Source organism: Sandaracinaceae bacterium (genome assembly GCA_016706685.1).
GTDB lineage: Bacteria > Myxococcota_A > Polyangia > Polyangiales > Houyiibacteriaceae > JADJJE01.
Map to the genome: position 1 here is coordinate 22,299 of JADJJE010000013.1, position 22,602 is coordinate 44,900.

Here is a 22,602-nt window from a genome sequence, read left to right on the forward strand (position 1 = left end):
ACGCCGAGGCGGAGGTCGCTTGACTTCGCTCGGCCCGCCGGCTAGACACTGCCCCCTATTAGGAGAGTCCCCGCGTGGCCAATCACGATTCCAGCAAGAAGCGCATCAAGCAGACCATTGTTCGCACCGAGCGCAACAAGCACGTCCGCTCGACCGTCCGTTCGTTCGTCAAGACCGCCCGCCTCGCGATCGAGTCCGGCGACAAGGCCGCCGCGTCCACCGCGCTGGCTGACGCCATCCGTCGCATCGACATGGCGGTCTCGAAGGGCGTCTACCACCGCAAGACTGGCTCGCGTTACATCTCGCGCCTCAGCGCGCAGGTCGCGGGCCTCTGAAGCCGGCTGGCGCTAGCGGCAAACGCAGCGCCCGCCCTCGGTTCTTGGCTCGGTTCCGCCACCCGGCGTTCGCGCTCACGGGGCGCAGAGGCGTAACACCGCCTCTTGCAGCAGCGCGTCGTCGGGTCTCCGGCTCCCCTTGAGGAGCCCGTCCGTCTCGGACACCACGCTGAAGGCGTTGGCCAGGTGCGGCAGCGTGAAGCGCCGCGCCGCGCGCTCGAGCTCGCGGGCCTTGAACGGCGGCGCGCCGGCCTCGCGGGCGGCGTCTTCGGCCGAGAGCCCGCTGCCCAGCGCCTGACGCATCTTGGCGATCATCCTGAGCTGCCTGGACACCATGGCCAGGATCTTCAGCGGCGGCTCGCGGTCGGCCAACAGCGATGACGCGGCGCCCAGCGCGAGGGAGGTGTTCTTCACGCTGATGGCGTCCACCAGGCTCCAGATGGACTCGGTGCGCACGCGGGTCACGCAGGTCTCGACCGACTCGAGGCCGATGCGCTGGCCCGGCCCAACGTACAGGGAGAGGCGCTCGATGGCGTCATCGAGGCCACTGAGATCTTCGCCGATGGCGTCCAGCAGAGCCTGCGCGGCGTCCGGCGCGAGCGTGTGCCCACGCTGCTGGGCCTCGGCCACCGCGAAGTCGCGCAGCTGCGACCCCTTGAGCACCGGGGCGTTGTTCAGACAGCCCGACGACTTTGCCACCTTGGCCAGCTTGCCGCGCCCGTCCAGCTTGGCCGCCACCAGCACCAGGCAGGCGGAGCTGCAGGGCGCGTCCAGGTACGCGGCCAGGCTCTCTTGGTCCTTGGCCGACAGCGCGTCGGCGTTGCGCACCAGCACGAAGCGCGCGTCGCTCATCATGGGCATGGTGCGCGCGGCACCGATGACCGTGCCGGCGTCTAGGCTGCGGCCATCGAAGCTGTCGTCGTTGAAGCCCGGAATGCCGTCCCCCACCACCGCGCGGCGCAGGGCGCCAACGGCGCGCTCGATGAGCAGCGTCTCCTCGCCCACGATGACGTGCACGGGCTGGTAGCGCCCGTCACGCGCCGCGGCGATGACCTGGCTCAGCGTCAGGGGAGTGGTCACGTGCAGGGTCTCAGGGAGCTTCGCCGCCCTGCGTGAAGTCCACCTCGCCCGAGTTCTGGGGCACCTCGCCGCTCAGCTCGGTGCGGGTGCTCGCGACCTCGCGATGGCGCAGGGTGACCACGATCTCGAGCTTCTGGCCGGGCGAGAACTGCGGACGGCGCAAGCGCACCGGGTTCACGAACGCCTGCTGGGTGCGGTCGTTCACGAAGATCTCCTGCGTGGTGATCAGGGTGCGGCGCTGCGTGACGTCGTAGTAGAGCACGTCGTACTGCACGTCCCCGAGCGCCCGGCCGAAGTTGATGATCAGCTTGGCGTTCCACATGCGCTCGTTGAGCGGCACACCCGTGGTCTCGTTGAGGCGCCGAGCCGCGTGGGAGCGACCGAAGTTGACGAGCGCGGACACCTCCATGTTGCGGGGCACCGTGGCCTGAGTGATGTACACCGCCGGCCGGTTGGCGCGTTGAGCGTCCACGGGCTCCGGGCGCAGGGTCCAGATGCCGAGGGAGAGCGCGGTGAGCGCGAGCACGGCGGTCAGGGTGCGTTTCATCACGGTCTTCATCCTCACGGGTCGAAACAGGGAAGAGGGGCGCCGGCAGCCTACCAGAAAAGGCTGGGGTGGGAACGTCCCGTGGCGCGTCCCGCAGGGACGTCCAAGACCGTGACTGATTCACCTGTGCAGTTTTCTTCCGCCGATAATTTGGAGAAGCAGGCCGAGTCGCGATATGCGCCTCTCATCGTGTGTGCCACGGGGCATGCATTTGGAGGTGCCATGTCTGGCGTCGGTGGTGGCGTGAACGGGATAGTCGCGCAGGCGCGACATGAAGCACGTAGGCGCGGCCACTCGGTCTCGACCGCGCACGTGCTCTTGGTGCTGATGCACCGAGAGTCCGACACGGGCCCCCTGCTGGCCTCGTCGGGCTTGAACGAGGCGACGCTGCTCGGCTTGCTGTCGCGGGACCTCGGCGAGTCGGCATCCAGCGTGCAGCGGGCGTTCGAGCGCGCGCACAAGCTCGCGGCCGCGCAGTCGGTCGGGGCCAGCGGGCTGCACCTGCTCGAGGCGATCCTGCGGGACCGTCGCGCCGCTGCCGCTCGCGCCTTGCAGGACGCGGGGGTGGACGTGGAGCGTCTGGCCACGTTGGTCAGCGAAGCCGCCGGGTTGCGACCCCTGGGTGCCCCGCTCCCGCTGCCCGAGCCTCCCGCGCTGCCGAGCGCCGCGCGCACGCCGAGCCGCCTCCCGCCGCCGCGTCGCGATCACCCTCCGGCCAGCGATCCGCGCGGCCGGCAGCCGGTGGCGCAGCGTCAGCCCACCGATCCGCGACCCAAGGCGCGGCGCGGTCGTCCCTCGGAATTCCCGGCCGACCCGGCGACCCGCAACCTCGCCATGGTCCACGCCGTGGACATCGTGGAGGCGGCATCGGGCGTGCACTCGCTCCCCGTCGTGCCATCTCAAGCGTTCGAGCTGGACGAGCAGCTCTGCCCCACACTGGCGCAGCTGGGCCGCAATCTCACCGCGCTCGCGGCCAGCGGCGGCATCGATCCGGTCATCGGGCGTGAGGCCGAGGTGGACCGGCTGTTGGACATCCTGGCGCGCCGGCGGGGCAACAACCCCGTGCTGGTCGGGCCGGCTGGGGTGGGCAAGACGTCGGTGGTGGAGGCCCTGGCGCTGCGCCTGGTGGCGGGAGGCGACGAAGTCCGTGGGCTCGAGGACCGCATGCTGATCGAGCTGAGCGCGGGCGCGCTGGTGTCCGGGACGGGCGTGCGTGGCGCGCTCTCCGAGCGGCTGCGGGTGCTGAAGGAAGAGGTCGCGCGCACCGAGGGGCGGGTGATCCTGTTCATCGACGAGATCCACGCGGTGATCGGTGGCGGCGAGGGCCCCGACGATCTGGCCCACGAGCTGAAGGCTGCGCTCGCGCGTGGCGAGCTGCCCTGCGTGGGCGCCACCACCGAGGCCGAGTACCGCAAGTACTTCGAGCGTGACCCCGCCCTCGCGCGGCGCTTCTCCGCGGTCTACGTGGATGAGCCGTCGCCTGCGCTCACCATCGAGATCCTGAAGGGCATCGCCCCGCGCTACGAGCTGCACCACGCCGTGGCGTACGATCCCGACGCGCTGCGCGCGGCGGTGGAGCTGAGCGTGCGCTACCTGCCCGAGCGACGCCTGCCGGACAAGGCCATCGGCGTGCTGGACCTAGCGGCTGCGCGGGTGCGCCGGCGCGGCGGCTCCGTGGTCGACGACGTGGCCGTGGCCAGCGTCATCGCCGAGGAGGCCCGCGTGCCACTCGAGCGTCTGCTGCTGCGCGACTCGGACAAGCTGCTGGCCCTCGAGCGCCACCTGAGCGAGCGCGTGGTGGGTCACGCTCGGCCGCTCCAGCGCATCTCGGATGCGCTGCGCAAGGGCGCGGCGGGCTTCCTGGGCAAGCGCCCCATGAGCACGTTCCTGTTGCTGGGGTCCACGGGCGTGGGCAAGACCGAGACCGCGAAGGCCATCAGCGAGGTGTTCTTCCCGGGCACCCCCATGACGCGCATCGACATGAGCGAGCTCAGCGAGGCGCACGCGGTGGCCAAGCTGTTGGGCGCGCCTCCGGGCTACCTGGGGCACGAAGAGGGCGGGCAGCTCACGGAGCCCGTGCGACGGCGGCCGTACCAGCTGGTGCTGCTGGACGAGATCGAGAAGGCGCACCCCGAGGTGCTGCTGACCATGCTGCCCATGCTGGACGAAGGGCGCCTCACCGATGCGCGCGGGCGCACCGTGGACTTCACCAACACGATCATCGTGATGACCTCGAACCTGGGTGCCAGCAGCGCGAGCGCGCCGGCCAGCGCGAGCCGCATCGGCTTCGGTGGCGACTCCGGGAGCGCAGAAGTCGACCGCGGCGTCGAGGCGCGCGCCATCGGGGCGGCCCGCGCGGCGCTGCCCCCCGAGCTGTGGAACCGCATCGACGAGCCGCTGTGGTTCGGGTCGCTGACCGAGACGGATGTGCGCGAGATCGCGCGGCGCATGCTCACGGGCCTGGCGTCTCGCATGCTGGCGGAGCGTCACCAGCGGCTGCGCTGGGACGACAGCGCCATCGCGGCGCTCATGCGCGCGGGCGGCTTCGATCCGGCCCTCGGCGCGCGGCCGATGAAGCGCCTGGTGGGCCGGCTCATCGAGAGCCCGCTGGCCGAGATGATGCTGCGCGGAGACTTCCTGGCTGGCGAGACCGTGCGCCTCACGGGCGTGGGAGCCGAGATCCGGCTCGAGCGCGAGGGCAGCGAGTGCGACGCGGCTCAGTGAAGGACTAGCGGACGCGACGCGTGGTAGTAGCGCGGAGCGCCCGCCGCACCTCGGCTGCAGCCTCGGGGCTGAGTCCAGCTTCTACGGCCGTGGCGAGGATGGCCAGCGCGATGGCGTCATAGGTGGCCAGGCCCGTGCCGCCCAGCTCACGCAGGGCCGCGCGATGGGCCAGCACGGTCGCGGCGTCTCCGCGCACGATGGGGCCCGTGAGCGCTTCTGGAACGCCGACGCGTTCGACGTTGGCGGCGACGGTGCGCAGCAGACCGGCCACGCCCTGCTGGGCGCTCGCACGGTCGAGGCCGAGACGCACCAGGATGTCGACGCCACTGGCTGCGAGCGCAGCGCCGCCGTTGGCCACCAACGCCGCCGCCGCGTGGTAGGCGGGGCCTTGCAGCGGGGCACCGCTTCCGTCTGGGAGGACCTTGCCCCCGAGCGCGCGCACCAGGCGCCGCCCCATGCGCAGCGCCCGCGCGGTTCCACCCAGCGCGAAGCGCACTCCCGAGAGCGAGGGGGGCTGCTGGGCCGAGGCGAACGACGCGAGCGGATGCAGGCCACCGTGCTCGGGGCACGCGCTGGCCTCGCTGACGGGGCGGCTCCCCGAGAGGTGCAGCACCGGGAGGCGCGCGGACACGCGCGGGGCAAGCGACTCCGCAGCCGCCCGGATGGCGCCGTCGGGGACCGTCAGCAGCACCAGCTCCGCCCACGCGAGATCCGTGGCGCGTACCTGCGTGAGTGTCCTCAGCCGGCAGACGGCCTGAGTGGGGCGCGAGCGCGCGGCGTGGCGGATGCCGTGGGCCACCTTGCCGCGACCCACCACCAGCACGCGCATGGGCGCGGCGGGGGCGGTCACGCGGTGGCACCTCGAGACGCGCCGTACAGCCCGTGCTCGGCGATGTAGGCACGCACACTCGCAGGGACCCACGCGCCCACGGGCTCACCCGCTGCGAGGGCGGCGCGGATGCGCGTGGAGCTCACCTCCGGCATGACCAGCTGCGTTCCGTCGGGCGGGCTGTAACCGGCGCGGCCCACCACCAGCGGCGGCGCCATGCGCGTGATGTCTTCGTAGCGGAACCAGCGGGGCAGCTCGGCCACGATGTCCGCCCCGATCACCAGCCGAAGTTGCGCGCCTGGGTGCTGCTCGCCCAGCGCCAGAAGCAGCTTGTAGGTGCGTGAGGGCGTGCCGAGGGTCTGCTCGAGCCCGCTCACCTGCACGCCGCGCAGGCAGGCGAAGGCCCGCTCGCACATCGCCAGGCGTTGCTCGAAGCTGGCCCCGGCGGTCTTGCCGAGCGCGTGCTCGAGCGTGGGCAGCACGATGACGGAGTCCACCTCGCCCATGGCCAGCGCCCACGAGGCGACCAGCACGTGCGCGATGTGCGGCGGGTCGAAGCTGCCTCCGTAGACGGCCAGCCGCGCGCTCATGTGGCGACCATGATCTTGGCCGTGCGCCACTGCAGCACCTCGCGCCACAGCGGACGGCCGGAGAGATCGAACGCGGCCGCGGCGAGCCGTCCGTCGCCTTCGCGCTCCAGCAGCCCCACCTGCCCCTGGCTCAGCGGACCCGGCGTGAAGAAGTAGCGCGTGCCGAAGCGCTTGAGCAGCAGCTCCTTCGAGCGGCCGAACACGATCACGCTGGCGTTGACGATGTCGTCCTCGGCCAGGACGGCCTTGTCGTGCACCAGGAGCACGATGCGGTCGTCCAGCATCTCGATGGCCCGCATGGGCGATGGCGGCAGGATGCGCAGCGCCGAGAGCTTCTCGAGCTCCTCCTCGGCCCCCAGCAGCGCGCCGATCTGCTCGGCGCTCCCGCCGATGGCGGCTTCCCGGGCTGCGCCGAAGAAGCTTCCGTCGCTGCCCCCCGAGGCCGCGCGCCGAGTCTCTTCGGCAAGCTGGTCGGCTGTGTCGTCCTCGCCCATGTAGATGACGGTGTCGGCGCCCGCGTCGCCCAGGAGGAAGTCGAGCGCTTCGCGCAGCGCCTCGACGTCTCCCTCGGCGGGCCCGATGAACCCGAGTCGCATCAGAGTGAGTCCGCGCCTGCGCGATGACGGGCGTCCAAGTACTCCTCCGAGACCGCGAAGCGCAGCAGCGAGGCTGTCTCGGGCACCGATCGAAGGATCTCGGCGCGCCGCCGCGTGTCGCCCTCGAGGGCGCGCGAGTTGAGCTTCAGCAGCGCCGACAGCGCCGCGAGTAGGTCGCCCGTGGCCAGCAGCGCCACGCGGTTGCCCAGGTCGCCGGCCGCGAGACCGATGGAGCGTGGGTCGAAGCCCGGACGCCCGGCCATCTCCACCGCCACCGGGCCCAGCTCCTCGCGGGCACGCCGTGGGAGCGCCTTCAGCACACGCTGGCCGACGTCCGCCAGCTGGGAGGCGTCGATGCCCTCGGGGGCGTAGTTGGGGTCGAAGGCGTTCACCAGCCCCGACAGGACCAGGGCCAGCTGCGCGGGCGGAGTACGCAGCGCGACGGAGAGCCCGGCCTTCGCGATCTCACAGGCGCGCGCGAAGAGGAACGTGCGCTCGCGCGTGTTGGTGGTCTCGAGCAGCTCGGCGCCCACCACGAGGGTGAGCGGGTTGAGCGAGATGGGCACGCACACCCGCGGCAGCGCGTGGGTGACGCGCGGGTGCACGTCCGAGAAGCCGAACCAGCGGCCGGCCTCGCTGGCCTCCACGCGCACGGGGTGCTCCTTGGGCAGCACCTTGTCGAGCCGCAGCGCCTTGGTGTCGAGCGGCAAGAGCTTCTCGAAGGCTTCCTCGGATTTCTCGAACACCACCAGGGCCGCGTGGCTCAGGTCGTCCTTGGCCAGGAAATCCTTCATGGCCGGGTCGGCCGCCGCGTGCCCTGCGCCAGGGACGCCTCCGCGCGTGTCCACGGCCTGCCCGGCCTGCGGCTCGGTGATGCCGAGGGCGAGCGCCGCACTGGCTGCGCAGCGTGCTCCGTCGCGGCGCCCCCGCATGACCATGACGTCCACCAGGGCCACCCAGTTGGTCGTGTCGGACGGGTCGATCTCGATGGCGCGGCGGTAGTCGCCCACCGCGCGGTTGAGGTGCATCGCCAGCGCGGGCCGGGCGTCCTGGCGCTCGAAGAACGACGCCAGCGCGCGCACCACCACGATGTCCGTGGGTGCGCTGCGCCGCACCTGCTCGAAGGCCTGCTCGGCCTCGCGGGACTGACCCATGGCTTCGAGCGTGCTGCCGATGCGAAGGCGCAGGTCGCGCTTCACCGTGATGCTGGACTCCACGTCCACCATGCGCTGCAGCGCCGCCACCGCCTCGGGCACCTTGCCGATGCGCTGGTAGAGCGACGCGATGCGGTCGAGCGTGACGAGGTCGGCCGGTGCCAGCTTGAGCACGCGCTGGAACGCGGCCTCTGCGCGCGCGTCCTGGCGGATGTGACGGTCGTAGATGTCGCCCAGCGAGAAGAAGATGAAGCGCAGGTTGGCGTCGTTGCGCTCGAGCCGCGCCCAGCGGATGAGCGTGCCTTCTGCCTCGGCCCAGATCTCGTCGCGCAGGCACAGGCGGGCCAGCCGCTCGAGCGACTCGCGGCTGTCGGGGTGGAGCGCGAGCGCCGCGCGCAGGGCTTCGCGGGCACCCACGTGGTCGCCCATGCTCTCGGCCAGCGTGGCCTGCGCCACGTGCAGGTTGGCGATGGTCTCGGTGTCGCCGCCGCGCCCAAGCCGCTGCGTGATGAGGCTGGCGAGGCGCTGGTTGGCGCCGCGGGCCTCGAGCAGCTCACGCATGCGCGCGAACACCGAGCGGTGCGTGATGTCCACGGCCACCACGTGCTCGAACGCCGCGAGGGCGCGCTCGTCCTCGTGCTTGTCCTGGAGCAGGCAGCCCGCCTCGTACCAGAACGCGGCCGCGTAGGTCTCGTCGGGTGAGAGCTTGGCCGCCTCGGAGAACGCCTCGGCCGCCGCGAGGGCATAACCGGCGGTCGCGCGGTAGTGGCCCAGGAGCGCCGCGGCGACCGGGTGCGCCAGCACGCCCTCCTCGCGACCGAGCTCGGCCGCTGCTGCCTGCGCGCCGCCTTCGGCGCTGCGGTGACCTGCTGCGCGGAGGCAGTAGGTGGCCTTCTCCATGGGTGCGCTCGTCAGCTCGGCCAGCGCGCGCAGCGCCTCGGTGGCCTGCTCGCGCTCTTGGCGCGCCTCGGCGGCACCCAGCCAGCGCCGCGTGACCCGGGAGGTCTTGGCGCTGCGGGCGGCGTGCTGCAGGTAGAGCGCGTCGCCGGCGGCGCCGTCATCCGCCTCGACGATGTGCAGACGGCTGGTGAACGGCAGGTAGGTGGAGATGTCGCCTGGGGACGTCAGCGCCTCGAGCAGACGGGTGGCCGTGGCCGCTACGTCCGTGTGACGGCCCTGGTCCATGTAGATGCGCTCCAGCGCGCGCAGGGTGGGGACGTGCCCTGGAGAGACCTCGAGCAGCGTGCGCAACGTGAGCGTCGCCGCGGATGCGTCGTTGCGATCATAGAGGTCGAGCTCCGCGAGGGCCGCGAGCGCGCGTGTCTTTGCGGCGTTGTCACCGGCCTCCTCGGCCGCACGCAGCGCCGTGAAGCGGCGCTCGGCCACCCGGGCGTGCTCCCCCGCGCGGAGCTCCACGCGATCGATGGAAGGCCGCGCGAGTGGGTCGCCCGGGTTGGCATCGAGCACGGCGCGGAAGGCGTGCGGCGGCGAGCGCGTGCTCACCGTTGTTGCTGTGCAGCGAGGCAGCGCGCAGGAGCTGCAGGCGCGCGACGGACGGTGCGCTCTCGGCGGCGAGCTGAGCCAGGCCCTCGAGCCGCTCGGCGGCCACGTTCGGGGCAGCTGCCGCGACCAGGTCCACCAGTGTCGGATCCGTGGGGCACTCCTCGAGCGCGCGGCACAGCGACTCCACGGCGGCTGCGTCCGAGGCCCCATCGGCCTCCGCGTCGGCACGGGAGGAGCGCGAGATGGACAGGCGCAACGCTGCTTCGGCGCGGAGCAGTGGGTCTGCGGCCAGCTCGAGGATGGCCTCGTCGGCGCGCTGCCGCCACGCTGCGGCGGGCCACGCAGGCTCGCCACCGTGACGACGGGCCAGCGCGTCGAGCGCCCATGCCGAGGGCGCGGACTGGGGGTCGGCCTCGAGCGCACGAAAGAGCGCACTCGCGGCAGCGGCGGGGTCGGCGTAGAGCCAGTCGGCGGCGGCTCGCGCGGCGGGAGCGGCGGCGGCACCACGCGCGGCGGTCGCCTCTTCCAGCAGCAGGGCGCCGGCCTCGGCCGGGCTCTCCGTCGCCACCATGCGCGACAGCGGGCGGGTCACCAGCGGGTTGCCGGGCGACAGCTCGTTGGCTTGGCGCAGCGCGGCGACGGCGGACTGAGGGTCGCCGCGGCCCACGTGCACGCTGGCGAGGGCCAGGAGCGGCGAGAGCTGCCGCGCGCCCAGCGTGCGGTCCGCCTGTCGCTGGAGCGCCTCGGACATGCCCTCGTAGTCGCCGCGCTCGGCCGCCACGTCGAAGCCGATGACGTCGCTGCTCAGCGGCGCCTCGGCGCTCTCGCGCGCGTTGCGCAGCAGCATGGCTTCGTCGTCGATGGCGTCCACGTTCGCGAGCCGGGCGGCGGCCACGATGGCGCTGCTCTCTGCCTCGGCGGCCGCGACGCGCGTCATGGCCTCGGCCCCGCCGCTGCGGCGGGCCAGCGACTCACGCAGGATGCGCGTGGCCACGAATTCGGGGTCGGCCACGGCCGCGCTGGCGATGGCCGCGGTCGCCTCGGCGTCGTCGCCCAAGTCCGTGGCGGCCTCCGCCAACGTCAGGTAAGCCTCGGCGCGGTCGGTGCCCGAGGTGCTCTCGGCCCATGCCCGTGCGGCTTGCGCGGTGCGTGCGGTGTCCCCAGCCGCCACCGCCAGGTGGGTGGCCAGCTCACGCCCGGCGCGGAACGGCGCATCGCCCAGCATGGTGAGCGCGGCGCCCGGGTCGCGCTTCGAGACGAGCAGCGCGCGAAAGCGACGCAGCGCCGCCGAGGCCACCGGGTCGCGCTCGAAGCGGGCCTCCATGGCCTGAATGTGCTGGAGCGCATCGGGCGCGCCCAGGGCCAGCGCGGTGCGTGCCGCCCCGAGGCGAGCGCTCAGGTTCTCTTCGTACGCGTCGAGCGCCCGCCGGAACAGGTTGGACGCGATCGGCGTGGCGCCGCTCTGCTCGTGCAGCGTGGCGGCCTCCACGTAGAGCGCGGACTTGATCGCGGCGTCCTGCGACGCCTCGGCCGCCTTCGAGAGCGCGTCGCGCTCGCGGCCCACGTCTCCACGCGCCGCACACGCTTCGGCGACCAGCAGCGCCAGGCTCAGCGAGCGTGGTGCGAGCGCGAGCCCTGCCCGCGCGCTCTTCTCGGCGGCCTCGGGGTTGTGGCCGTCGCTCAGCTGGAGCTCGGCCAGCAGCGACAGCGTCAGCGCCTTGTCCTCCGACGACAGCGGCAAACGCGTCTCGGCCTCGAGGCGCTCGATGGCCAGGTCGAGGTCGCCGCGGTGGACGGAGTCCTGGCGCAACGCGCGCAGCGCCACCGCGTCGTGGGGGTCCGCCTCGTGCGCGCGGGCGAGGAGCTGCAGCGCCTCCTCGGGCTCGCCCACCTGCTGCGCGAGCTCGGCCGCGCTGGTGAGCAGCTGTGCCTTCTGGGCGCCGATGGCCGAGTGCGCGAGCGCCTCCAGCAGCCCCCGACGTGCGGTCAGCGCTTCACGCGTCACACCCACGAGCGGGAACGTCTCGGGGCGCTTCTTGCGGCCGCGCACGCTGCGTCGCGCGGCCTCGGCGCCGGCGTCGGGCCGCGCAACGGTGGCTGCCGCGGCGGGTGACGGCGCGTCGAACTCCAGCTCGGGCTCGTCGTCGTCTGCTGGCGCGGGCGGCTCCGTGCTCTGGCCGAACGCGAGCTCGGGCTCGCCGGTTCCGAACTCGAGCTCGGGCTCGCCGGTTCCGAACTCGAGCTCGGGCTCGTCGTTGGCGCTGGGGAGCGTCGAGATGGCCCCTGCCACCAACACGGGCGCCACGCTCGGCCGGGTCTCGGCTGCGGCGGGCGGTGGCTCGCTGGCGCCGCCCTTCACCGCCGCCATGATCTCCATCAGCGGAGCGGGCTCCGTGGGCGGCGACGCCGCGCGCACCTCCCCCGCGCTGGTGGGCCATGCCTCGAAGCCGTCGCTCGGTGTGGCGGCATCCGTGCTGTCGTACGCAGGGGGCGACTCCCACAAGGGGTCCTCTTCGAAGCTCGCCGCAGGCGGCACGCGTCGCGGCTCCCCGAGGTTGGGCGGCATGAGGGTGGCGCTGGCTTTGGGCTCGTCGGTCGTGGCCGCGTCCTGCGTGCTCACGCTCGGCGCCGCCACAGGGGCCGCCAACAGGTCTCCCAAGAGGTCACTCAGCGCGTCGGGCGCGTCGTCTGCAGGCAGCTCGAACGTGCCGAACTCCAGCTCCGGCTCGTCATCATCGCCGCCCGCTTCCTGCTCACCATCGGGCTCGTCCCCATCGATGGCGAGCTCGGGCTCGTCCGGCTCGGCCAGGTCGGGCGCGCTCTTCGTCTCGAACGCTGGCGGCGGCGCGGTGGGCCGCTCGCTCGGCGGGCGGCGTCCCAGGGCGGCCAGCATCTCGGCGGGCAGCGCCACCACGCGCGTCGCGTCGTTCGGTTCGTCGTCGTCCCACGAGCTCATCGGGTCGAAGGCGGCGGGGAGCTTTGGCGCAGGCGGGGGCGGTGCCTCGAAGGTCACTCGGTCGAACGCCACGGGGACGGGCGTCTTTGGTACCGCCGTCACGCGCTCGCCGATGGGTGGCGGCTCGCTCGGCCGATAGAGGCCCCGCGACGCAGGCGCCGGGGTCGGGCCTGCCGGGGGCGGCACGGTGGCCTTGCTGGAGACCTCGTCCTTGCCGGGCTCGGCGTCCAGATCACTGAAGATCGAGTCGAACTCGGAATCCAAATCGTTGTCGTCTTGATCGCTCATGGCCGTGTCACGTCGCCAATCCCAGCTCGCGCCGCAGCGTGAGTGCGTCTCTGGACGTCCAGAAGAGGACCAAGTCCTCGAGGTAGGGGCTGCTCTGGATCTCGGCGACGCGAGGCTCGCGGCCGTGCAAGTGGGACAGCGTTCCGTGGAGGTCGCCGGACACCGTGAGCCCGGCGCGCGCGGCGGACTGCTTGGCCGCCCGGCAGTACGCCACCAGCTGGGCGCCACCTGCGGGCAGCTGCACCGCCAGGTCCGCCACGGGCTTGCGCAGCTTGCGCGGCAGGGCCTTGCCGATGGCGCGTGCCCACTCGGTCAGGCCGGGCGCAGCGCTCGCTGCGGGGAGCACCACCTCCGCCGCCGCCGCCGCCGCCAGGAGCAGCAGCGCGCCCTCTTCGGCTGGCCGGTCGAGCCAAGCGATGGAGCCCGCGTAGGTGGCAAACGCTGCCCGACCCGCGTGGTAGCGCCGCGCCGTATCGAGCGGCGCGATGACGCCCGCGCCGATGACCCACGTCGCCCGCTCCTTCTTGCCGTGGAAGCACGTCACCCGCGCGGCGTCCGAGCCACCCACGTAGATGTCGCCGAGCGGTGCCGCGAGGGCCTCGCTGATGGCGGTGAGCTCCTCGCGCAGCGCGCTCGGCTTGGTGGAGGACAGCTCGCCGCGACCCACGTTGAAGAAGCTCGGCTCCACGCCGCTGGCCAGGGTGAGCGTCTCGCCCACCAGCTGGGCGAAGGCCGCGGTCACGCCACCGTCGCCCGGGGCTCGGAAGAGGTCGAGGCTGCTCGGCGACAGCGGCGCCGCGGCGCGCACGCGGCGGACCATGGCGGTGTGTTCGTCTGCGGCCTGGCGCTCCTCGGGCGTAGCCACGCCGAGCGCCAACAGCGTCTGGGTGGCGCAGAACTCGAGATCCTTCTCGTGACGGAGCCGGGCGGCAGCGCCGAGCTGCCGCGGCAGGGCGGCGCTGAAGCGTTCGCGGTGCTCCGCGCGGGCCGCGGCCTCGAAGGACTCCGAGAGCACACGACGCTGGGTCGCGTCCTGCACCAAGCCGGAGAGAGCCTCGAGCGCGGGGATGTCGGTAGGCGTCGTCCGCAGGGCGGTGCGAAAGCACTCGATCGCGGTCGAACGGTCGCGCAGGTGGTCGCGGGCGACCTCGCCAGCGCGTCGCATGGCGGCCGTGGCGGCGTCTCTCGGTGACGAGTCGTGCACCTGCTGGAGTGCGCGGATGGCCTCGGCGTGCTCGCCGCCGCGCATGGCGGTGTCGGCGATGCGCTCATACAGCTCGGCGTTCCCGAAGCCCAGGGGCTCGAGCGCGCGCAGCTCCGCGATGGCCTCGCGCGGCCGGCCCAGCTTCTTCTCTAGGAAGTCGGCCGCGCCGAGGCGCGCGATGCGCCGCTGAGCGGGCGGCACGTCGGCCTCGGCCAGCTGGCGCAGCGCGTTCACCGCAGCGGCCCAGTTCTCGAGCGTGACGTGCACCTCCACGGCGAGCGCCAGGCCGCCCGGGTGATCGTCCTCCAGCATCAAGAGGTTCTCGAGGGACTCGAGCACGTCCTCGCGGCCACCACGCCCGCGTCGGAGTCGGGCCTGTTCGTAGTAGAGCTTGGGCAGCTCGTCGGGGTCGTCGTTGGCGCCCAGGCGGGCGTCCACCAGGGCGAGCAGCGCCTCGTCGGCCTTCCGCTCGGCCAGCAGGTCGTGCAGGCGCCAGAACGGGATGGTGCGCGTGGGGTCCAGGTCCAGTGCCTGGCGCAGGCGCTCTTCGGCGCCCGCGTCGTCGCCCACATGGTCCATCAGGCACACGGCCGCCTCTTCCAGGAGCTGAGCTCGGAGCGCACCGTCCACGCGACGCGCGAGCTTGTCGCAGGCCTCGGCGACCGCGTCGAAGTCTCCGACCTCGCGGGCGGCAACGCGCAGCGACTCCCACGCCGTCAGGTCCTCGGGGTCCTCCTCCAAGACGGCGCGCAGCTCGCGCGCAGCTACTTCGTAGTTGCCGGCGGCGAGCTCGGCCCGAGCGCGTGCGGTCACCACGGTGTGGCGCACGCGGCGGCTCGAGATGGCGGCCCGCCCGGCGAGGGCCAGCGCGCGCCCCGCCGGGTCGTCGCCCGCGTCGCTGGTCTCGTCGATGGCCACGGCCGCTTCTTGCGAGGAGCGGAACGCACCGATCAGGTCTTGCGCCCAGACGAACGCGTCGGTGGCGGCGTCTTCGTCGCCAGCGAGCGAGCGCGCGCGCACGGCGTGCAGCAGCAGCTCGCGGCGCGCGCCTTCGTCGCGGGCCACGCTCGCGAGGTCGCGGTAGGCGCGGGCCCGGACCACGTCGGCCTGGCCACCGCCGCTCAGGCCGTCGCTGCGGAACGAAGCGATCACTCCGTGCACCGCCGACGTGGTGGTGGTGGCGCTGGTGCCACCGCGGTTGGTGGCAGCCACGGTGGCGACCTCGGCGTCGGCGAGCTCGTCTCCGTCCCCCATGAGGCTCGAGCCTGCTCCGGCGCCTTCTTCGGGCGCACCCTTCCCGGAGCTCCCAGGCTCACGCTTTGGCGCAAAGGCCGCCTCCAGCTCGCGCCGGGCCGGGTCTTCGCTGGGCAAGCGCTCGACCCAGGCCGCCACGCTCGCGCTCAACAGCTCCGCGTTGGCGAGCGCGTCGTCTCCGAGTGCTCGCAGTGGCAGGTGGAGCAGGGCCGTCGCGGCGGCGGCTCGCGTCGAGGCGTCGTCGGCCCCCAGCGCAGACTGCAGGTGCCCCACCGCGTCGGCGGGGCGGTCGGTCAGGTGGCCGGCGTGCTCGCCCAGCAGCAACGCCCCGCGCATCGACGCGCTGCCGCTGGGCGCCGCGCGTTCGCGGTCGGCCCGCGCTGTCAGGGCTTCGCTCAACAGGGCCGCGTTCTTCGTGCGCCGAGCCAGGCGCTCGAGGGCCCAGATCGACGCGATGGCGTCCGGGTTCTGGGCCAGCGCTTCGCGGTAGGTGTCGGCGGCCAGGGGAAAGTCCTGCCCGGCTTCGGCGGCGGCGCCGGCCAGCAGCAGGTTGACCTCCGCCTCGGCCCCGCGCTGGGCGTCTGCGGCATTGCGCAGCAGCTGGACCACCTCGTCGGCGTCTCCGCGTGCCCGCAGGATCTCTTCCAGCAACGTGACCGCGTAGCGGCTGCCGGGCGACTCGGCCAGGGCAGCGCGCAGGGAGCGCTCCGCGCCGTCTACGTCCTTCGCGCGCAAGCGAGCCCGCGCGGCGGCGACGTGGTGCGCTGCGGCCACCTCGGCGCTCGCCCCGGTGGCCAGCGCGTCGTGCGCCAGGGCCAGCAGCGGGTAGTTGCGGGCCAGCGCACCCTCCATGCGAGCTGCGTCGCGCACCCACCCCTCGGAGTCCGGGTCTTCGAGCGCCGTGATCAACAGCGCATGCGCGCCGGCCTCGTCGTCCAAGGGCCCCAGCAGCAGCTCGAAGCGCTCGCGCATCAGGCGAGCACGCTCTCGCGGCGAGATGTCGCGGTCCACCAAGGCGGCGCCCACGTTGCTGGCGGCCGCGGGGTTGCCGGCGCGAATGGCGGCCTCGTAGGCCTCGCGCAGCGTGTCCGTCGGATCCGTGGCCGACATGATGGCGTCGCGGAAGAGCTTCTCCCCGCGCGCATGGTCGTCCAGCTCCGAGACCGCGAGCTGCGCCGCCCACGACAGCCACTGGCTGCGGGCATCGCCGGTCACGGCAGAAGCGCGCGCCTCCATCAGGGCGATGTGTGCGCTGGTGTCCATGGTGCGCGCCAACAGGTCACGGAGCGCGAGGCGTGCCACCACCGCGGACGGGTCCGCCGCGAGCGCCTGCTCGAGAGCGCTGCGCTGTCCTTCGTCGTCGTTTCGGCTGCGCGCCGCCTCGGCGACGCGAAACCACAGCGACCCCGCGAGCGGGCCGGTGACGCCTCGCGAGAGCAGCTGCCGCGCGTCCTCTGCGGCGCCCTCGAGGTCCCCTGTGCGCTCGCTTCCGAGCAGGTGCTCGTAACGCAGGAGCATGTCGTCGGGCGCGAGGCGCATGGCGTGCCCGATGCTGGCGAGCGCGCCCGCGCTGTCGTCCAGCTGCGTGGTGCGCACGCGGGCTGCCTCGAGCGCTAGGGCAGCAGCCTCTTCGTTGGCGCGCACTTGGTCTTCGAAGCGCGCCACCGACTGCACGGCGGTGTCGCCCGCCTCGTCTCCGTCTGCGCCAGCTCCTGCCGCAGCCGCGAGCTGAGCCTGTCCCTCGAGCGCCCGCACCACCCACGCCGGCCGGTCGTGACGGCTCGCGATGCGCTCCATCATCTGCAGCAGCCGAAAGCGGGCGGTACCCGCCTGCTCGGCGCCGGAGAGCGCCTCGAGCGCTGCGTCGATCTGCCCGTCCGCCTCCAGCATGACCGCGAGGTCCAGGCTCAGGGCGGCCTGCAGCGCGGGGTCTTCGGTGGTGGCCACGCGCGCTCGCAGCGCCCGCAGGGTGTCGTCCGTGGCTCGATTTGCCCGCGCCACGCGCTCGAGCGTCAGCGCGATCAGCGCGTTGTCCGGGTTCTGGGCCAGCGCGTCCGCCAGCATGGCCTGCACCTCGTCGGGTGGCTGCCCTTGGTCCTCGGCCAGGTTGGCGAGGTCCAGCAGCGAGCCCGCCGCTGCGCCCTTGTCGAGCTTGCGCTCCGCTTCGTACAGGCGGCTCAGGTGCTTGAGGTTGCGGCGCCGCTCGAACGCGTTGACCAGCTCGAGCAGCGCGGGCCCGAAGGACGGAAGCTCGGAGTACGCGCGCAGGTGTGCCTTGAGCGCGTCGGTGTCGCGTCCGCCCACGTTGGCCAGCGCGAGACCCAGTTCGTGCAGCAGCGCGGCCGTCTTCGCGGGAGGGGTGGAGTCGTTGACGCCCTCGAGCTCGGTCTCGAGCCACTCCACGCGCCACGGGGGGCTGAACACGTCGGCGTCAGCCAGGTTGGGGATGCGTGACGTGGGCGGCGGCGCCGGCACCTTGGCGGGAGGCAGACCGGTGCGACGCGCGCCCTCGGGCGCGGGGGCACCAGCGGATGCTGCGGGGCCAGCGCCCGCTGGGAAGGGGCGAGGAGGCGGCGCGGGGCGAGGCGCACCCGGCGGACCCGGAGGCGCCGGCGGACGCGGCACCGCGCCGGCACCCTCCGGGCGCGGCCGGGGCGGCGGCGGCGGCGGCGGCGGCACCCGCGGGACGGCGCCAGGCGCGCGCGGCACGGGCGGGCTCGGCGGAGCAGGAGGAGGTTTGGGCGACGGCGGTGGCGGTGGAGCGTCAGTCATCGATAGAAAGGCAGTGGCCACGGAGGCCCCCCGCCGTATGTGCGAGTGCACGCCGGTCCTGTGCCGACCGTTGCGGGGGGAACTGTACCACTTCAGCAAATGGGGGTGGCCGATTCTTGGGCCTCCGCGTCGAGCGCGGCGGTCACGGCGTGGGCGCGGATTCGGGCTGCTGCTCGGGGTGCGGCTCGGGCTGAGTCGGAGGCTGCGCGGCAGGCCTCCCCTCCGAGCCCAGACGCCCCCCCTCGGGCTCGCCGCGGCAGCCAATCTGGCCCGCCGTGTTCACCCAGCACGTGTGCCGGTAACCCACCGCGACGCGTGCGCTGCCCTCGCCCTCGCGCACGCGGCGCGGCACCCCCACGAGTGGACCGCCGGGGCCGATTTGCTGGCGGCGATTCACCCCCACGCACATCAGCCGCGCGTCGGGCACCAGCGCACACGAGTGGCCCTCGCCCAGCACCAGCGACGTGTTCGCGGGCAGCCCACGCAGCCGATCGAGGCGCAGCTGGGAGTGTTCGTTCCGGCCCCAGCACATCACGCGCCCCGAACGACGCAGCGCGCAGGTGTGGTCCATCCCGGCCCCGAGCCCGATGGCGTCGTCGAGCCGAGCGATGGCCTCGGGCGTGGCGCGGTGGCCGCCGGTCACCCGCACGCGCGCCCCCAGCTGCCCGAAGAGGTGCATGCCCCAGCAGCTCACCCAGCCGCTCTCGCCGCGCGCGCAGGTGTGCATCCGGCCCGCGGCCACCTCCACGGCGTCCTCGGGCAAGGGCACGCGCACAGGTGTGGGGCGCGGCGTGAAGCTCCCGTCGCCCAGCTGCCCGTGGTCGTTGCGGCCCCAGCAGTACACCGCGCCGCCGGCCACCGCCGCGCAGGTGTGGCCGTCTCCGCCCGAGATGGAGCGAACGGTTCCTTCCAGCGGGACCCGCTCGGGTGCGGGGCGATCGTCGCGGCCGCCGTCGCCCAGCTGGCCATAGCCGCCATGGCCCCAGCAGAGCGCTTCACCGGAGTCGCGGATGGCGCAGGTGTGGTGCGTGCCCGCGCCCAGCGCCACCACGCGGGTCAGCCCCGGCACCTCTCGGCGCGTCTCGCGGAACACCCCGCGCCCATGCGTGAGGCTCGGGTCACCCAACTGGTGAAACGCGTTGCTGCCCCAGCAGCGGACGCGCCCGGCGTGCGCAGCGCACGTGTGCTCGGCACCTGCGGCGATGTCCACGGGCCCCACGAAGGGCGGCTCTGGCGGAGGGGCCACCACCAGCGTTGCTTCCGGAGCTCCCGCGTCGCGTGGCGCTTCCGGTTCGGCGGGGCTCGTAGCCGCTCGCTCATGGCCCGCCGCGCGCTCCGTCGCGAGTGGCATGTCACCGCTGCCCGCCCCGCTGGCGTCGGCGCAGCCCAGCGCGAAGAGAGCCAGCGCTCCCACACCGAACACGCCCATCAGCCCGAATTTCCGGTCGCCCATCGTCATCGCTCGGTACCTTGTCGCCACCATGAACCATCCTGACGCACGACGCTCCGCGCCTGCGACCGAGCGCAACCGTGAGCCCATCTTTGCCGCGTTGTCGAGCCGGCTGCCCGTCAGTGGCGGCCTGCTGCTCGAGGTGGCTAGCGGAACCGGCGAACATGCCTGTCACCTGGCCCCTCGCCTTCCGGGTTGGACCTGGCAGCCCACCGACGTGGACGACCATGCCCTCACCAGCATCGCGGCGTGGCGCGCCCACCTGGGCGTCGAGGCATGTGTCCTGCCGCCGCTGCGTCTCGACACGTGCGAGTTTCCCTGGCCGGTCGAGCGCGCGGACGCGGTGCTCTGCACCAACATGATCCACATCAGCCCGTTCGCGGCGACGGAGGGCTTGATGCGCGGCGCGAAGGCCCTGCTCCCGGTGGGTGGGCGCCTCTTCACCTACGGCCCCTACAAGCTGGACGGTCAGCACACCGCCCCCAGCAACGAGGCCTTCGATCAGAGCCTGCGCGACCGAGATCCCTCGTGGGGCGTGCGCGACGTGGCCGAGGTCACCACCGCCGCGCTGCGCGAGGGCCTGCGCTTCGTGGAGCGCATCACCATGCCTGCCAACAATCTGGTCCTGGTCTTCGCTCGGGAGGCATAGCGCGAGCCCAGCACCTTGGTCGTTGCGTGACCTTCGAGCGGCTGGCATCGTCGCGCCCTCATGGCCCGCGTGCTCTTGGTGGTCCCCTGCTTCAATGAAGCCACGCGGTTGCGCGGGGACGACTTCCTGCGGGCGTCGCTGCCCGGACACCAGCTGGCCTTTCACTTCGTGGACGACGGCAGCACCGACGGCACGTCGGAGCTCTTGGCATCTCTGGCCGTGCGCGAACCCGGGCGCGTCACCCACAGCCGCCTGCCGCAAAACCTCGGCAAGGGCGAGGCAGTCCGCGCCGGCATGCTCACGGGCGTCGGCGGGGGCCACGAGCCCAACGACTACGTGGGCTTCTGGGACGCCGACTTGGCGACTCCGCTCGACGAGCTGCTCACGTTCGTGGACACCCTCGAGGCGCGGCGCGACATCGACATCGTGATCGGCGCGCGCGTGGCGCTGCTGGGCCGTCGCATCGACCGCAAGCTCTACCGCCACGCCTATGGGCGCGTGTTCGCCACCGCCGTCTCCCGCCTGCTCAGCCTCGAGGTCTACGACACGCAGTGCGGCGCCAAGCTCTTCCGCGTGAACGACGACCTCGCCAGCGTCCTCGAGGGGCCCTTCCTCTCGCGCTGGATCTTCGACGTGGAGATCCTGGCTCGTTACGTGGCCCGCTACGAAGCCCGCGGCGTGGAGATCGGGGAGCGCGTGGTGGAGCTCCCGCTGCGCGTCTGGACGGATGTAGCCGGCAGCAAAGTGGGCGTGCGCGACGCCGCGCGCGCCTTCGTGGAGCTGGGCCTCATCGGGCGCCGCTACCACCAAGCGCTGGGCACACGCCGCGCGCGGTGACGGGCGCCCCGAGGCTCAGGGCTTGATGGCGGGCATGCCGCCGGTGTTGCGCGTGATCTCCGCCCACGTGGGTGTCAGCGCCTGCGGCGTGACGGTGATCATGTGCAAGCGCAGCACCACGCGCGTGACCGTGCTGGTCTGCGCGAACCCACCGTGCTTGTGGCGCGGGTCCTCGAAGACGGCTTCGGTGCCCGGCCGCGGGTAGGGGTAGCTCAGCTGGATGGTCTCGCCCTGCCGGGTCTGGCCGCCCACCAAGCGCCTCCCCACGAACTTGTGGTTGGCGATGGGCGTGTGGGTGGCGCGCTCGCGCACGTCTACGCACTGCATGGTCGGGTCCATCACGTAGATGGTGTTCTGCGTCCAGACCTCCAGCGTCTGGAACGGCCGGTCCGTGTTGGGCGCCGGGCCGTGCTGGTGGATGACCTCGATCTCCACCACGGGCGTGTTGGCGTGCATGTCCGCCATGCTGGGGCCCACGATGGCGGCCTTGCGCGCTGGCTCGGCGGCGGCAGGAGCAACGCCCGCAGGTGCAGCAGCAGGTGTCGGAGCCGTCGCAGCGGGCGGCGCGAGCTCTCCCGTCACCGCGTTGGTGTCGATCTCCGGGGTCGCGAAGCCGCGGCGAGTGGCGTTCCTGTGTTTGGTCTCGGTCATGGAGTCGGCCTCAGGATAGCGTCATTCCGCCGTCGATCACCATCACGTGCCCCGTCATGTAGCTGGACTCGTCGGAAGCCAGGTAGACCGCCGCGCTGGCGATCTCGTCCGGCTGGCCCACGCGCCCCACGGCGGTGCGCGTCAGGATCTGGTTCAAGATGTGGGCGTTGTTGGTGAGCGTGGAGGCGAAGCGCGTCTCGATGAGCCCGGGAGCGATGGCGTTCACGCGCACGCCCGCGCCACCCAGCTCGATGGCCAGCGTCTGCGTCATGGAGATGACCGCGGCCTTGGTCATGCCGTACACGCCCTGGAGCGGCGCCGCCCGCAGGCCGGCCACGCTGGTGACGTTGATGATGGAGCCCGGAGCCTTGCGCGCTGCAAGGTGGTTCACGACCTCGCGCGTCATGCCGAAGTAGCCCTCGAGGTTCACCTCGAACGTCTTGCGGAACGCGCCCCAGTCGCAGCTCATCATGGGCCCGAAGTGCGGGTTGGTGGCCGCGTTGTTCACCAGCACGTCCACCTTGCCGAAGTGCGCCACCGTCCGGGCCACGAGCTCGGCGCGGCCCTCGTCCTGGCCCATGTGTGCCGCGACCACGAGCGCGTCGCCGCCCGCCGCGCGGATCTGCGCGGCCACCTCGTCGAGGCCCTCTTGCTTGCGGGCGGCCAAGACTACCTTCGCGCCCGCTGCCGACAGCTGCGAGGCGATGGCCGCGCCGATGCCGCGACTGGCTCCCGTGATGATGGCCACCTTCCCAGCCAGCCGCTGGGGCCCTGCTTCCGTGCTCATGCCGCGTTGATACCACCGCTCGGGGCGGCGGCGTGCGAACTATTCGCCGCGGCCCCGCAGCCGCGCCACGTGCTCGCGCAGCGCCTGGGCGGTCGCCTCGGGCAGCGCGCGCAGGGGCCCCGCGGCGTGGTAGTCGGCATACGCCTGGAGCGCCTCGTCCTTCATCCCCCCGTCTTCGAGCTCGGGGTGATGCGACCAGCGGTACCAACGCAGCCCCCCATCCGTGGACTCCACGGCTTCGTAGCGGCTGTGGTCTTCGCCGTCGTTCCAGCGAAAGGTGCGGTGTTCGAAGCGCATGAAGCGGGCGAGGGCGTCGCGGTCCATCGCGCCACCGTAGCAGTACCTGCCCGCGGGCCAAATCCGCAGCTCGCGGACCGCGCGCGACTTCTGGTATCG

Annotated in this window: 15 protein-coding genes; 4 read left to right on the plus strand and 11 right to left on the minus strand. The window is 72.8% G+C overall.

The genetic code is table 11. The features are described 5' to 3' along the window. The first annotated feature begins 74 nt into the window (after positions 1 to 74). On the plus strand, positions 75 to 335 hold the full coding sequence (rpsT, locus tag IPI43_16400) for a 30S ribosomal protein S20 (GenBank protein ID MBK7775687.1): 261 nt from the start codon (positions 75 to 77) through the stop codon (positions 333 to 335). A 75-nt stretch (positions 336 to 410) separates the two neighbouring features. On the opposite strand, the gene holA is transcribed toward rpsT, so the two are convergent. Continuing rightward, a complete protein-coding gene (gene holA / locus IPI43_16405) occupies positions 411 to 1,415 on the minus strand; it encodes a DNA polymerase III subunit delta (protein MBK7775688.1) in 1,005 nt (334 codons plus the stop codon). A 10-nt stretch (positions 1,416 to 1,425) separates the two neighbouring features. After that, positions 1,426 to 1,962, minus strand: a complete 537-nt coding sequence (locus tag IPI43_16410; GenBank protein ID MBK7775689.1) for a hypothetical protein — start codon at positions 1,960 to 1,962, stop codon at positions 1,426 to 1,428. Positions 1,963 to 2,184: 222 nt separating this feature from the next. Between IPI43_16410 and IPI43_16415 the strand changes: the two genes are divergently transcribed. Next, the gene (locus IPI43_16415; protein MBK7775690.1) at positions 2,185 to 4,686 is read left to right on the plus strand and encodes an ATP-dependent Clp protease ATP-binding subunit; all 2,502 of its coding nucleotides are present in this window, start codon (positions 2,185 to 2,187) and stop codon (positions 4,684 to 4,686) included. 4 nt (positions 4,687 to 4,690) lie between these two features. Here IPI43_16415 and IPI43_16420 read toward each other — a convergent pair whose 3' ends face one another. The 6 genes from IPI43_16420 to IPI43_16445 form a co-directional block, all read right to left on the minus strand. Next, a complete protein-coding gene (locus tag IPI43_16420) occupies positions 4,691 to 5,536 on the minus strand; it encodes a DUF2520 domain-containing protein (protein MBK7775691.1) in 846 nt (281 codons plus the stop codon). After that, complete coding sequence (gene nadD / locus IPI43_16425; protein MBK7775692.1) at positions 5,533 to 6,105, minus strand: nicotinate (nicotinamide) nucleotide adenylyltransferase; 573 nt, start codon at positions 6,103 to 6,105, stop codon at positions 5,533 to 5,535. The genes IPI43_16420 and nadD overlap by 4 nt, the downstream gene beginning before the upstream one ends. Then, positions 6,102 to 6,701, minus strand: coding sequence for a hypothetical protein (locus IPI43_16430; protein ID MBK7775693.1), 600 nt, complete (start codon positions 6,699 to 6,701; stop codon positions 6,102 to 6,104). Before IPI43_16430 ends, nadD begins: the two co-directional genes overlap by 4 nt. 2,490 nt (positions 6,702 to 9,191) lie before the next feature. Then, on the minus strand, positions 9,192 to 12,602 hold the full coding sequence (locus tag IPI43_16435) for a hypothetical protein (protein ID MBK7775694.1): 3,411 nt from the start codon (positions 12,600 to 12,602) through the stop codon (positions 9,192 to 9,194). Between the two features lie 7 nt (positions 12,603 to 12,609). After that, a complete protein-coding gene (locus tag IPI43_16440) occupies positions 12,610 to 17,769 on the minus strand; it encodes a hypothetical protein (protein MBK7775695.1) in 5,160 nt (1,719 codons plus the stop codon). Between the two features lie 205 nt (positions 17,770 to 17,974). After that, positions 17,975 to 19,285 carry a hypothetical protein gene (locus IPI43_16445; protein MBK7775696.1) on the minus strand — a complete coding sequence of 437 codons (1,311 nt, stop codon included), beginning with the start codon at positions 19,283 to 19,285 and terminating at the stop codon, positions 17,975 to 17,977. Between the two features lie 28 nt (positions 19,286 to 19,313). Here IPI43_16445 and IPI43_16450 point away from each other — a divergent pair, with 28 nt between their 5' ends. Both IPI43_16450 and IPI43_16455 read left to right on the plus strand, forming a co-directional pair. Then, positions 19,314 to 19,931 carry a DUF938 domain-containing protein gene (locus IPI43_16450; GenBank protein ID MBK7775697.1) on the plus strand — a complete coding sequence of 206 codons (618 nt, stop codon included), beginning with the start codon at positions 19,314 to 19,316 and terminating at the stop codon, positions 19,929 to 19,931. 60 nt (positions 19,932 to 19,991) lie between these two features. Next, the gene (locus IPI43_16455) at positions 19,992 to 20,768 is read left to right on the plus strand and encodes a glycosyltransferase (GenBank protein MBK7775698.1); all 777 of its coding nucleotides are present in this window, start codon (positions 19,992 to 19,994) and stop codon (positions 20,766 to 20,768) included. A gap of 15 nt (positions 20,769 to 20,783) precedes the next feature. Here the strand turns inward: IPI43_16455 and IPI43_16460 are convergent, their stop codons facing one another. From IPI43_16460 to IPI43_16470, 3 genes are read right to left on the minus strand one after another with little or no spacing between them, the layout of a single operon-like run. Continuing rightward, entirely contained in the window at positions 20,784 to 21,419 is a 636-nt protein-coding gene (locus tag IPI43_16460) for a hypothetical protein (GenBank protein ID MBK7775699.1), read from the minus strand. 10 nt (positions 21,420 to 21,429) lie between these two features. Next, positions 21,430 to 22,206, minus strand: a complete 777-nt coding sequence (locus tag IPI43_16465; GenBank protein ID MBK7775700.1) for a glucose 1-dehydrogenase — start codon at positions 22,204 to 22,206, stop codon at positions 21,430 to 21,432. Positions 22,207 to 22,245: 39 nt separating this feature from the next. Continuing rightward, the gene (locus tag IPI43_16470) at positions 22,246 to 22,530 is read right to left on the minus strand and encodes a hypothetical protein (protein MBK7775701.1); all 285 of its coding nucleotides are present in this window, start codon (positions 22,528 to 22,530) and stop codon (positions 22,246 to 22,248) included. Positions 22,531 to 22,602: the final 72 nt, after the last annotated feature.